Genomic DNA, 13,337 nt, shown 5'->3' with positions numbered 1-13,337 from the left:
CCAGAATTTATATGATTTAATTTTAACCTTAAATCGTTGGTCCTCCAGCTAATAAATCAGCATTCGCAAATTCTTCGAACTTTTTGAAGTTTTCTTTGAATTTAGCTGCCAATACTTTCGCATTTTCTTCATACGCTTCTTCTGTTGCAAATGAAGTTGCAGGATTTAATTTTTCTGATGAAACACCATCTATTGCAACTGGAACTTCAAATCCGAAGTATGGATCCTTTTTAAACGCTGCGTTATCCAAATCTCCATTTAATGCTGCATTGATCACTGCACGAGTATCTTTTAACGACATACGTTCTTTTTTACCATTCCAACCTGTATTGATTAACCAAACATTTACACCAGTTTTCTCAACTTTATCGCTCAACATTTCAGCATATTTTGTTGGATGTAATGGCATAAATGGTGCACCAAAACATGTAGAAAATGTAGTTTGAGGCTCTGTAACACCAGCTTCTGTACCAGCAACTTTAGATGTATATCCAGAGATAAACAAGTAAGCTGCTTGATCTGGGTTTAATTTTGCAATTGGAGGGAAAACTCCGTAAGCATCAAACGATAAGAAGAAAATATTTTTAGGATTTTTTCCTACAGATGGAACTGCAATATTTTCGATATAATCAATTGGATAAGAAACACGTGTATTTTCTGTGATAGATGTATCTGTAAAATCAACCTCGTTAGTACCTGGAATTAATTTACAGTTTTCTAATAAAGCTCCGTCTTTGATCGCTGCAAAAATTTCTGGCTCACCTTCTGGAGATAAGTTGATAACTTTTGCGTAACAACCACCTTCAAAATTGAAAACTGTATTGTCTTCTGTCCATCCGTGTTCATCATCACCAATTAAACGTCTATTTTTGTCTGCCGATAAAGTTGTTTTTCCTGTACCAGATAATCCAAAGAACATTGCTGTATCTCCGTTTTCACCTGAGTTAGCAGAACAGTGCATTGGTAAAGTATTTCTAAATACGGGCATGATGAAGTTCAAGGCAGAAAAAATACCTTTTTTCATTTCTCCTGTATAACCAGTTCCTCCGTTTAAAACGATTTTACGTTTAAAATTTAAGATAGAGAAATTGTGTTGTCTTGTACCATCTTCGTCTGCATCTGCAACAAAAGTTGGTGCATTGATAATTGTCCATTCAGCATCACCAAAGTTTTTTAATTCTTCTTCTGTTGGACGAATAAACATGTTATAAATAAATAAATTTGCAGCAGGAGTTTCTGTAATTGCTCTAATTTTTGTTTTGTATGCATCGTCAGCACAAGCAAAAGCATCACGTACATAAATTTCGCGGTTGCTTAAATGCTCAACAACTTTATCGTATAAAGTGTCAAATTTATCAGAATCGAAAGGAATATTGATGTTTCCATCCCACCAAACGTTTTCTGCAGTGATTTCGTCTTTAACAATAAAACGATCTTTAGGAGAACGTCCTGTAAATTCTCCGGTTAACATATTTACTGCTCCAGAAGATGTAATTTCTCCCTGTGCTAATTCTATCATTTTCTCTGTAAGCTCTTCAGGAGATAATTGATAGTTAATTTTGGAATTTTTTATTCCGTAAGATGCCAATTCTATGCTCATTTTTGTGATTTTTATAGTATTTTAAAATATTAAAGGTAAAAACTTTGCACAAAGTTACAATAAAAAGAAGCGTAAAAAATTTGACTTATGTCATTCACTTAAACGTTTTCGTGCATGTTTTTTCACCATATATTTCCAAGTTCTTATGCATGCATATAAAAAAAAGCTTGTATTTAATATAAGTTTTATATTTTTGCACTAGTTTACAACAATTAAAATTAGAAAATTATGTCTGACATTACATCAAGAGTGAAAGCGATTATCGTAGATAAATTAGGAGTTGACGAAAGCGAAGTTACGCTAGAAGCAAGTTTCACTAACGATTTAGGAGCTGATTCATTAGACACAGTAGAATTAATCATGGAATTCGAAAAAGAATTTGATATCCAAATTCCAGACGATCAAGCAGAAAAAATTTCAACTGTAGGTCAAGCTGTAACATACATCGAAGACTTAAACAAGTAATAGTTCCTATTTTATGGAATTAAAAAGAGTAGTAGTAACAGGTTTAGGCGCGCTAACACCAATCGGAAATACATACCAAGAATACTGGAATGGATTAGTGAATGGTGTAAGTGGCGCTGCGCCTATTACGCTTTTTGACGCAACTCTTTTTAAGACACAATTTGCTTGTGAGATCAAGAACTTCAATATCGAAGATCATTTTGATCGTAAAGAGGCAAGAAAAATTGACCGTTGTGCCCAATTGGGAATTATTGCAGCTAGAGAGGCAATAAAACACAGTGGAATCTTAGAAGATACAAATGTAAACAAAGAGCGTATCGGCGTTATATGGGGATCTGGTATCGGTGGAATTAAAACGTTTGAAGAAGAAGTTTCGAATTACGCGACAGGAAATGGAACACCACGTTTCAATCCTTTCTTTATCCCTAAGATGATTGCAGATATCACGCCTGGTCATATTTCAATGGAATTTGGTCTTATGGGACCTAATTATACAACTGTTTCGGCATGTGCCTCTTCAACAAATGCAATTATTGACGCTTATATGTTATTAAGACTTGGAAAAGCTGAAGCAATTGTAACAGGAGGTTCAGAAGCTGCGATTACAGCATCAAGTATTGGAGGTTTCAATGCATTACATGCGTTATCTACACGAAATGATGATCCACAAACTGCTTCAAGACCATTCGACAAAGACCGTGACGGTTTTGTAATGGGAGAAGGAGCTGGATGTATTGTGTTAGAAGAGTACGAACATGCTATTGCGCGTGGAGCTACCATTTATGCAGAATTAGTAGGAACAGGAATGACAGCAGATGCTCACCATATTACAGCTCCACATCCCGAAGGATTAGGCGCATTAAATGTGATGAGAGAGGCTTTATTAGATGCCAATATCAGCGTAGAAGACGTGGATCATATCAATATGCACGGAACATCTACACCATTAGGTGATATTGCAGAATCTAAAGCAATTCAAAAATTATTTGGAGAACATGCTTATAATATTCAAATCAATTCAACAAAATCTATGACTGGTCACTTATTAGGTGGTGCAGGGATTGTTGAAGCGATTTCGGCTATTGGAGCAATCAATAACAGTATCGTTCCACCAACAATTAATCATTTTACGGATGATGAGAATCTTGATCCTAAAATCGATTATACATTTAACAAAGCAAAAGAGAAAAATGTAGATTATGCATTGAGTAATACTTTTGGTTTCGGTGGTCACAATGCTTGTGTGATATTTAAGAAGTATAAGTAATGTCTTTCTTAAAAAAATTATTTTCTTTTAAAAATCATCGTGATGATTCAAATTCATCTGATCCTTTTTTGAAATTTTTGAAGTCGATTTTGGGTTATACTCCTCGCAATGTTGAGGTTTTTAAAGAAGCATTTACCCACAGATCTGCACAGAAAAAAGATGAAAATGGAAACAGTATAAACTTTGAAAGATTAGAGTTTTTAGGAGATGCATTACTTGGTGCTTCTGCAGCAATTTACTTATACTACAAAGCGCCCGATCAACAAGAAGGTTATTTGACAAAAATGCGCTCTAAAATTGTTTCGCGTAAACAATTGAATGCCGTTTCCAAACAACTTGGCTTGTTAGATTATTTGGATCCAATGAACAATCACAACAATTTGGGTGAAGACGTAAATGGTGATATGTTGGAAGCTTTGGTTGGTGCAATTTATGTTGATGGAGGTATAGCTGCCGTACAAAAATTTATTCAAGTCAAAATTATTGACCCTTATGCGGATTTAGACCGTTTGGAACACACGATTACAAGTCACAAATCGTTGATTTTGGAATGGAGTCAAAAAACGAGAAATACGATAAGATTCAATACATTTGAGGAGCAAAATGCAGAAGATTTGCAAGTTTTTGTATCCGTTATCCGTCTCAATGATAAAGTCATCTCGAAAGGGAGAGGAACTTCTAAAAAGAAAGCGGAAGAAAGCGCAGCAAAACGTGCGTACTATTCGCTACAAAAGAAAATAGAAAAAGTTTAGAAACATGGCAGAATTACTCTTATATGATGATTGGATAGATTTTCATCTCATAGGCGTAAATTCTAGTTTTAACACTTCTACACAATTTATTTTCCATCTCAACTCTACTTTTGATACGCGTTTTCAGCGTATTCAGGATTTGGATATTCGGTTAGATGAGCATACTTATTTTTTCGAAACCTATCAATGGTTAGATGAAGCAAATAAAATAGATTATCATATCATTAAAAATACGCCAAATCAATACGATTTTAAAAAAAATGAAGTAGATTTATCAAATCTTTTCAAAGGGAGCGTTATTCTTGTGCCAAATTACAAGGATTGCAACTATGTAGTAAAAATTTCTGGTTGGGAAGATGAACTACAATATCTTCAACTACCATTTGTAGAAAAAGATTTTATAAAAACGATCAAAAAAATAGATATCGATTTGATTAGCAATGCAGATCAATTGGTTTTCTAACAAAATATTGTGCATAAAAAAAGGGAAAAATTATGATTTACGATAGACAATATCTTAAAAAGACAAAAATTGTTGCGACTTTAGGTCCGGCAACCGATAGTCCAGAGATTTTATTAGAAATGATGAGAAAAGGAACAGATGTGTTCCGTATCAACTTTTCGCACGCAGATTATGCGGATGTGAAACGTAAGATTGAAACAATTCATCAATTAAATAACGATCATGGCTACAATACTGCAATTTTAGCGGATTTACAAGGTCCAAAATTGCGTATTGGAAAAATGGAACACGAAGATTTCGTAATCAATCCAGGAGAAATTTTAACATTCACCAACGAGGATGTTGTAGGAACGAAAGAAAAAGTTTTTATGACGTACAAAAAGTTTGCGCAAGATGTGCAAGTGGGAGAAAATATTTTGATTGATGACGGAAAATTAATCTTCAAAGTAATCGAGACAAACGGAACAGATACTGTAAAAGCAGAAACGATTCAAGGAGGTCCGCTACGTTCTAAAAAAGGAGTTAACTTACCAAATACCAATATTTCTTTACCTGCTTTAACAGAAAAAGATAAAGAAGATGCAAAATTCGCAATCGAAAATCGTGTCGATTGGTTTGCACTATCTTTCGTTCGTTCGGGACAAGATGTAAAAGATTTATCTGATTTTATCAAAGAACATGGAACAGTAAAAATTCCAATTATCTCTAAAATTGAAAAACCTGAAGCATTAGAAAATATCGATGATATTTTAGAATTTTCGGATGGATTAATGGTTGCTCGTGGAGATTTAGGAGTTGAGGTTCCGTTTGAAATCGTTCCAAAAGCGCAAAAACAATTAATTGACAAAGCGAAATTAGCGCGTAAGCCAGTTATTGTTGCAACACAAATGATGGAAACTATGATTTCGAGTTTAACACCAACTCGTGCGGAAGTTTCTGACGTTGCAAACGCAGTTTTTGATGGAGCAGATGCGGTAATGTTATCTGGAGAAACTTCTGTAGGACAATATCCTGTACAAGTTATCGAGAAAATGACGAAGATTCTTCAAACAGTCGAAGATGATGAGCACGTACATGTACCAGAACACAAACCAAAGATCAAAAACGAACGTTTCGTAACTGATATGGTTTGTTACAATGCAGCTAAAATGGCAGAAGATACAGGAGCGAAAGCAATTGCAACGTTGACGTATTCTGGTTATACAGCGTTCCAAATTTCATCACATCGTCCAAATTCATTTATTTTGGTTTTCAATCCAAGTAAACGTATTAACCGTATGTTGAACCTATTATGGGGAGTAAAAGCAATCAATTATGATCCTCGCGATACATCTACGGATCAAACGGTAACTGAAGTAAATATCTTGGCGAAAAATGCGGGTTATGTAGAATATGGTGATTATATCATCAATCTAAATGCAATGCCAGCATTTGAGAAAGGAATTACCAATACACTACGTATTTCGATGATTTAATAAAATCAATACTAATACTTTAAAGCGTTCATTTTTGAACGCTTTTTTTGTGTTTAAAAGAAAAATCATAATAGAATGCTATGATATAGTAGTTTTTAATATCTTTACGAGTTCGAATTAGAAGAATTTATGTGTATTTATAATGTGATCTTATCTGGTGGTGTTGGGAGTAGACTTTGGCCACTTTCACGAAAAAGTCATCCCAAACAATATTTACCTTTGTTTAATGGGCAATCTTTATTTGAGTTAACGATTCAGAGAAATCGTCCAATTGCTGATAAATTAATGGTGATTGGGAATAAAGATAATGACCATTTAAGTCAAGAAGTACTTGATAAAATGAATGTTGAATACACGAAAATTGTAGAGGCTGTTCCACGTAATACTGCAGCGGCAATTGCATTTGCAGCTTTAGCAGTTGAGGATGATGATATTCTAATTGTGACACCATCTGATCATTTGATTGAAGATATGGAAGCCTATCAAGAAGCGATGAATAGAGCAATCGAATTAGCACAAAATGACTATATCGTCACATTTGGAGTGCATCCAACTCGTCCAGAAACAGGTTATGGCTATATTGAGCACAAAGGAGATAATGTACTTTCTTTCCGCGAAAAACCAAATCATATTACGGCGCAAGATTTTATCGAGCAAGGTAATTTTTTGTGGAATAGTGGAATGTTTTGTTTCAAAGCACGTGTTTTATTGAAAGAACTAAAGAAATTTGAAAAAGAAATTTACGAAGCTTCAAAAATTGCTTGGGCAGAAAATATTAACGGAGAATTGAACGAAGAACTTTCAATGAATATTCCATCAAATAGTATCGATTATGCCGTAATGGAACGAAGCAAGAAGATAAAAGTAGTTCCAGCAAAATTTGTTTGGAATGATTTAGGTTCTTTCGAATCCTTGTATGATTATTTTGTGATGAACGGCCATTATGTCGATCGTAATGGAAACATGGTGATTGGAACAGATGTGTATACTTCTTTTGTAGGTTTGCAAAATACTATTTTTGTGAATACCCCAACAGCGAATTTAATTCTACAAAAAGAATATTCGCAGGAAGTAAAGAATGTTTACACGCATTTAGAAAAAAGAAATTCTGAATTAATTTAAATACCTAGCACTCGATTTGAGTGCTTTTTTTATGTCATAAAAGCTTATAATTAATTCAATATAAATCCCTAAATTTGTCGTTCCAACAATAGTATTATAAAATGACAACGGGAATTACATTCGGTATATTTGACCTTCTTCATGCAGGTCATGTGATGATGCTCGAAGAAGCCAAAAGACAATGCGACTACCTAATTGTAGGACTTAATACAGATCCTGCAAGTGTAGACCCTTCAAAAAATAGCCCTACACAATCCATCGTAGAGCGTTATATTCAATTGGAAGGTTGTCGATATGTCGACGAAATTATTCCTTACGAAACCGAACAAGATTTGTTTGATATGTTAAGTGCTTTACCCATAAATGTTAGAATTATAGGGGAAGAATACCGAAATATCGACTTTACGGGAAAACAATATTGTTTAGATAATCATATTCAAATTTACTACAACAAGCGTACACACCGCTTCTCTAGTTCTGGATTAAGAAAAGTAGTTGCGACTTCTGAAAAGGAGAAATAATGAAAACAGTATTCATAACTGGTGTAGCTGGTTTCATAGGTTACCATTTAGCTGAAAAATTAATCGAAAAAAACATCAAAGTTGTTGGAATTGATAACATTAACGATTATTACACTGTTCAGTTAAAATATGATCGATTAAAAGAATTAGGAATCAATCAAGAATTTGCTTCAAATTTTGGGCAGAAAGTTCTTTCTTCTAAATACGAAGAAAAGATGATTTTCTATCGCATGAATTTAGAAGATAAAGAGTCATTGGCTCAACTTTTTAAAACATATTCGTTTGATGCGGTTGTTAATATGGCAGCTCAGGCTGGTGTTCGGTATAGTATCGAAAATCCTGATGCCTATGGACAAAGTAATTTGGTCGGTTTTCTAAATATTTTAGAATGTTGCCGAAATTATAACGTCAAAAAATTACTGTACGCAAGTAGTTCAAGTATTTACGGAAACTCTTCAGATGTTCCTTTTTCAACAAATCAAAACGTTGATCATCCTATTAGTTTATACGCAGCTACTAAAAAAGCAAACGAGCTAATGGCTCATGCGTATAGTCATTTATACAATTTCCAAACCATAGGTTTACGTTTTTTTACCGTTTATGGACCTTGGGGACGACCAGATATGGCCATGTTTTTGTTTACAGATGCTATTTTGAATCATCAACCTTTAAAAGTTTTTAATCATGGTGATTTATCACGCGATTTCACTTACATTGATGATATTATTCAAGGAATTGACAAAATACTTGAAGATAAAAATATTAAAGAAAAATACCAATTATACAATATAGGAAATAGTAAACCTGTTCAATTAATAGATTTTATCAAAGAAATCGAAAAGTCAACAGGTGAAAAAGCTATTTTAGAAATGTATCCGATGCAAGCAGGAGATGTCAATCAAACATGGGCTGATGTCCAAGAGTTGAAAGATAAATTTGGTTATAATCCTCATTATCCGGTTGACAAAGGAGTGTATAACTTTGTACAATGGTACAGAAAATATTATAATAAATGAATCAACAACATAAAATAGCAGTTATCGGTCTAGGTTACGTAGGTTTACCTTTGGCTCGATTATTTGCAACAAAATACCCTGTTGTCGGGTTTGATATCAATCAGAAACGTATTGCTGAATTAAACCAAGGACGCGACTTAACATTAGAGGTTTCTGATGAAGTATTGCAATCAGTTTTAGTTACTGAGAATCCAATTAATCAATTAAACTATTCAACAGCTCAACCAACCCATGGTTTATTCTGTTCAGCTAATTTAGACGATATCAAAGACGCTAATATCTATGTCGTAACCGTTCCAACTCCTGTAGACAAAAATAATCGACCAGACTTGACTCCTTTGAAAAAAGCTTCGGAAACGGTAGGTAAAGTGTTGAAACCAAATGATATTGTTATTTATGAATCTACGGTTTATCCAGGTGTTACAGAAGAAGAATGTATTCCAGTATTGGAACATTCTTCGGGATTGAAGTTTAACCAAGATTTTTATGCGGGATATTCTCCAGAGCGAATTAATCCAGGCGATAAAAAACACACGGTTGAGAAAATTTTAAAAGTAACTTCAGGTTCAACGCCAGAAATTGGAAAAATTGTTGATGATTTATATCAATCCGTAATTGTCGCAGGAACGCATTTAGCACCGACAATCAAGGTTGCAGAAGCATCGAAAGTCATCGAAAATTCGCAACGTGATATCAATATTGCGTTTATTAACGAATTATCGAAGATTTTTTCGCTAATGGATATTGATACCAATGATGTGTTGGAAGCTGCTGGAACAAAATGGAATTTTTTACCATTCAAACCAGGTTTGGTTGGTGGACATTGTATCGGTGTTGATCCATTTTATTTGGCTCAAAAAGCACAAGAAATTGGATATTATTCTGAATTAATTTTAGCAGCAAGACGATTGAATGACTCGATGGGAGCCTTTGTAGCTTCTCAGGTTGTAAAATTATTAATTCATAACGATATCAAAGTAAAAGGCGCAAAAATTCTCAATTTAGGAATTACCTTTAAAGAAAATTGCCCCGATATACGAAATTCAAAAGCAATTGATGTGATTCATGCTTTAGAAGAATATGGAATAGAGGTGACAACGTTAGACCCTTGGGCTAACCCAGATGAGGTAAACCATGAATACGGAATAACTTTTTGTAATACATTGGATCAGGTTTTCCAGTTCACCAATTCACCAGTTCACCAATTCGACGCCATCATTCTAACAGTATCACACGACGAATTTTTAAATCTTCAGTTAACTGATTATTTAAAAGAAAACGGAGTGATTTATGATGTAAAAGGGGCTTTGCCTAAAGAAGAAGTTGATAAACGACTATAAAATACTATGAAAACTATTTTAATTACAGGAGGAGCTGGATTTATCGGTTCTCATGTTGTAAGAGAATTTGTCTTAAACTATCCTGAAACAAAAATTATCAATCTTGATGCGTTGACCTATGCAGGAAATTTAGAAAATTTAAAAGATATTCAAAATCAGCCTAATTATACATTTGTAAAGGCAGATATTACGGATGCGAAACATATTTTAGAGATTTTTGAACAGTATCAACCAGATGGAGTCATCCATTTAGCTGCCGAATCTCACGTAGATCGTTCGATTACAAATCCGTTAGATTTTGTGATGACGAATGTGATTGGTACGGTTAATCTTTTGAATGCTGCAAAAACAATTTGGAACAATAATTTTGAAGGAAAACGTTTTCATCATGTTTCGACAGATGAGGTTTTTGGCGCTTTAGGAGATGAAGGTTTTTTTACGGAAGAAACGTCTTATGATCCGCATTCGCCCTATTCTGCTTCAAAAGCATCTTCGGATCATTTTGTGAGAGCCTATCATGACACCTATGGTTTACCAATTGTGATAACGAATTGTTCGAACAATTACGGACCAAATCATTTTCCAGAAAAATTGATTCCGTTGTGTATTCATAATATTTTAAATAATAATCCACTTCCAATTTATGGAGATGGAAAATATACGCGCGATTGGTTATTTGTAATCGATCATGCCAAAGCGATTGATTTAGTTTTCCATGAAGGAAAAAATGGAGGTTCTTACAATGTAGGAGGTTTCAACGAATGGAAAAATATCGATTTGGTGAAAGAATTGTGTAAACAAATGGACGAAAAATTGGGTAAAGAAGCAGGAACTTCAGAACAATTAATCACCTTTGTGAAAGATCGTCCAGGACATGATTTACGTTATGCCATCGATGCAACTAAAATCAACGAAGAATTAGGCTGGAAACCAAGTGTGACGTTTGAACAAGGTTTGAGTCTAACAATTGATTGGTTTTTATCCAACAAAGAATGGTTGGATAATGTAACCTCTGGCGATTACCAAAATTATTACGATATACAGTATAAATAAGGAGAAGGTTATAAGGTTAAGAAAGTTAAGAAAGTTAAGAAAGTTAGTTCTCCCCATTTCTCTATTTTCTCATTTCAACTTAAGCCTTTTTTACCACCACACATATAAAACTTTAAAAAATATGGCTAGTCATAAAGAATTAAAAGTTTGGCAAGAATCTATGGATTTAGTCGTCTGTATTTATGAAACTGTAAAAATTTTCCCTAAAGAAGAACTTTACGGATTGACAAGTCAAATGAAGCGGAGTGCGGTCTCTATTCCAAGTAATATTGCAGAAGGAGCAGGTCGACAAAGTCAAGCTGAGTTTATACGTTTTCTTTATATTGCGCTAGGTTCAGTAAGTGAACTTGAAACGCAACTGGAAATAGCTTTTCGATTAGGATTTATTGGTAATTTAATACAATTTCAAAAGAGTATAAATTATATAAAAAGTATGCTTTCTAAATTGATTAAATCATTGAGAATAGATTAACCTTTTTATATCTATCTAACCTTATCAACCTTTTATAACCTTATCAACTTTATTAACATTATAAAACAATATTGACAATTAAATGAAAGCAACAGAAACTAAATTAAAAGGTTGTTTTATTTTAGAACCGACTGTTTTTGAAGATTCGAGAGGTTATTTCTTTGAGTCGTATAACGAAAATAAAATAGAAGAAATTTTGGGATACAAGCCAACTTTTGTACAAGATAATCAGTCTAAATCTTCTTACGGTGTAGTTCGTGGATTACATATGCAAGCGGGAGAACATGCGCAAGCAAAGTTAGTTCGTGTGGTAGAAGGAGCGGTAATAGATGTTGCAGTTGATGTTCGTCCAAACTCTGAAACCTATGGTCAATCAGTTGCAGTAGAATTATCTGCAGAAAACAAAAAACAATTGTTTATTCCAAGAGGATTTTTACATGGTTTTTCGGTTATTTCTGATTCAGCAACTTTTTTCTATAAATGTGATAATGGATACAATAAAGCATCAGAAAATGGAGTTAATCCTTTAGATCAAGAATTGAATATTGATTGGCAAATCCCTTCGGATAAAATGATTATTTCTGAAAAAGATGAAGAAGCGCAGTCGTTTGGAGAGTTTAAGGTTAAGATGTTAGAAGGTTAAGAGGTTAGAAAGGTTAGGAGGTGAGAAAGTTAAAAAGACTAATTTTGCCATATAACCATATAACCATATAACCATCTAACCATATAACCATCTAACCATATAACATTAAAGGTGTTAAAAGGTTAAAAGGTTAGGAGGTGATAAAGTTAAAAAGACTAATTTTGCCATATAACCATATAACCATATAACCATATAACCATATAACCATATAACCATCTAACCATCTAACCATCTAACCATCTAACCGTTTTAACAACCAAAAAAAACATGAAAGGAATTATATTAGCCGGAGGCTCAGGAACGCGATTACATCCATTAACATTGGCGGTAAGTAAGCAATTGATGCCTGTTTATGATAAGCCAATGATTTATTACCCATTATCAACCTTAATGTTGGCAGGGATTAATGAGATTTTGATTATTTCTACGCCTCACGATTTACCTCATTTCGAAAAATTATTAGGCGATGGCTCTCAAATTGGTTGTAAATTTTCGTATAAAGAACAACCAAGTCCAGATGGATTGGCACAAGCCTTTATTTTGGGAGAAGAATTTATTGGAAATGATAAAGTAGCCTTAATCTTGGGTGACAATATATTTTACGCTTCTGGAATGTCTAAATTATTACAAGATTCAGCAGATCCAGATGGTGGCTTGGTTTTTGCTTATCAGGTGAGCGATCCCGAACGATACGGAGTAGTTGAATTTAACGAGCAAAATGAAGTTGTTTCAATTGAAGAAAAACCAACTGAACCCAAGTCAAATTATGCCGTTCCAGGATTGTATTTTTATGATAATGATGTGGTAGAAATTGCAAAAAATATCAAACCTTCTCCACGTGGCGAATTAGAAATCACAGATATCAATGCCGAATACTTGAAAAGAGGAAAGTTGAAAGTTGGTGTTTTTAATCGTGGAACAGCTTGGTTAGATACCGGAACGATTAATTCGTTGATGCAAGCTGGGCAGTTTGTACAAGTTATCGAAGAGCGTCAAGGAATGAAAATTGGTGCGATAGAAGAGGTTGCCTACCGTATGGGGTACATTAACAAACAGCAATTAATCAAAATAGCCGAGCCCTTGAAAAAAAGTGGGTACGGCGAATATTTGATGAAAATTATAAAATAAAATATTTTGTCATCTCATAA

Annotated in this window: 14 protein-coding genes; 13 read left to right on the top strand and 1 reads right to left on the bottom strand. The window is 34.0% G+C overall.

The window, feature by feature from the left end:
• Positions 1 to 28 precede the first annotated feature (28 nt).
• Complete coding sequence (pckA, locus tag B4G36_RS05755) at positions 29 to 1,600, bottom strand: phosphoenolpyruvate carboxykinase (ATP) (protein WP_291062658.1); 1,572 nt, start codon at positions 1,598 to 1,600, stop codon at positions 29 to 31.
• A gap of 228 nt (positions 1,601 to 1,828) precedes the next feature.
• Here pckA and B4G36_RS05750 point away from each other — a divergent pair, with 228 nt between their 5' ends.
• The 13 genes from B4G36_RS05750 to rfbA all read left to right on the top strand — a co-directional run bounded on the left by B4G36_RS05750 (position 1,829) and on the right by rfbA (position 13,317).
• Entirely contained in the window at positions 1,829 to 2,065 is a 237-nt protein-coding gene (locus B4G36_RS05750; RefSeq protein ID WP_038336002.1) for an acyl carrier protein, read from the top strand.
• Between the two features lie 13 nt (positions 2,066 to 2,078).
• Positions 2,079 to 3,332: a beta-ketoacyl-ACP synthase II gene (gene fabF, locus B4G36_RS05745; protein ID WP_114998517.1), complete on the top strand. Its 1,254-nt coding sequence runs from the start codon at positions 2,079 to 2,081 to the stop codon at positions 3,330 to 3,332.
• A complete protein-coding gene (gene rnc / locus B4G36_RS05740; protein ID WP_291062656.1) occupies positions 3,332 to 4,084 on the top strand; it encodes a ribonuclease III in 753 nt (250 codons plus the stop codon). Before fabF ends, rnc begins: the two co-directional genes overlap by 1 nt.
• Positions 4,085 to 4,088: 4 nt before the next feature.
• Positions 4,089 to 4,547 carry an IPExxxVDY family protein gene (locus B4G36_RS05735; RefSeq protein WP_114998513.1) on the top strand — a complete coding sequence of 153 codons (459 nt, stop codon included), beginning with the start codon at positions 4,089 to 4,091 and terminating at the stop codon, positions 4,545 to 4,547.
• Positions 4,548 to 4,579: 32 nt separating this feature from the next.
• A complete protein-coding gene (gene pyk / locus B4G36_RS05730) occupies positions 4,580 to 6,022 on the top strand; it encodes a pyruvate kinase (protein ID WP_291062654.1) in 1,443 nt (480 codons plus the stop codon).
• Positions 6,023 to 6,151: 129 nt separating this feature from the next.
• Positions 6,152 to 7,144, top strand: a complete 993-nt coding sequence (locus B4G36_RS05725) for a mannose-1-phosphate guanylyltransferase (RefSeq protein WP_291062653.1) — start codon at positions 6,152 to 6,154, stop codon at positions 7,142 to 7,144.
• A 101-nt stretch (positions 7,145 to 7,245) separates the two neighbouring features.
• Positions 7,246 to 7,665 carry an adenylyltransferase/cytidyltransferase family protein gene (locus B4G36_RS05720; RefSeq protein ID WP_188319460.1) on the top strand — a complete coding sequence of 140 codons (420 nt, stop codon included), beginning with the start codon at positions 7,246 to 7,248 and terminating at the stop codon, positions 7,663 to 7,665.
• Positions 7,665 to 8,681 carry an NAD-dependent epimerase/dehydratase family protein gene (locus tag B4G36_RS05715; RefSeq protein ID WP_291062651.1) on the top strand — a complete coding sequence of 339 codons (1,017 nt, stop codon included), beginning with the start codon at positions 7,665 to 7,667 and terminating at the stop codon, positions 8,679 to 8,681. The genes B4G36_RS05720 and B4G36_RS05715 overlap by 1 nt, the downstream gene beginning before the upstream one ends.
• On the top strand, positions 8,678 to 10,021 hold the full coding sequence (locus tag B4G36_RS05710; protein ID WP_291062649.1) for a nucleotide sugar dehydrogenase: 1,344 nt from the start codon (positions 8,678 to 8,680) through the stop codon (positions 10,019 to 10,021). Before B4G36_RS05715 ends, B4G36_RS05710 begins: the two co-directional genes overlap by 4 nt.
• A gap of 6 nt (positions 10,022 to 10,027) precedes the next feature.
• The gene (gene rfbB, locus B4G36_RS05705; protein ID WP_291062647.1) at positions 10,028 to 11,074 is read left to right on the top strand and encodes a dTDP-glucose 4,6-dehydratase; all 1,047 of its coding nucleotides are present in this window, start codon (positions 10,028 to 10,030) and stop codon (positions 11,072 to 11,074) included.
• A gap of 121 nt (positions 11,075 to 11,195) precedes the next feature.
• Positions 11,196 to 11,546: a four helix bundle protein gene (locus tag B4G36_RS05700; RefSeq protein WP_114998499.1), complete on the top strand. Its 351-nt coding sequence runs from the start codon at positions 11,196 to 11,198 to the stop codon at positions 11,544 to 11,546.
• A gap of 82 nt (positions 11,547 to 11,628) precedes the next feature.
• Entirely contained in the window at positions 11,629 to 12,189 is a 561-nt protein-coding gene (gene rfbC, locus B4G36_RS05695; protein WP_291062644.1) for a dTDP-4-dehydrorhamnose 3,5-epimerase, read from the top strand.
• A 267-nt stretch (positions 12,190 to 12,456) separates the two neighbouring features.
• Positions 12,457 to 13,317, top strand: coding sequence for a glucose-1-phosphate thymidylyltransferase RfbA (gene rfbA / locus B4G36_RS05690; RefSeq protein ID WP_291062642.1), 861 nt, complete (start codon positions 12,457 to 12,459; stop codon positions 13,315 to 13,317).
• Positions 13,318 to 13,337 lie beyond the last annotated feature (20 nt).

The organism is Empedobacter sp. UBA3239 (assembly GCF_002362875.1).
Classification (GTDB): Bacteria; Bacteroidota; Bacteroidia; order Flavobacteriales; family Weeksellaceae; genus Empedobacter; species Empedobacter falsenii_B.
This window is presented reverse-complemented; position numbering and strand designations above follow the sequence as displayed.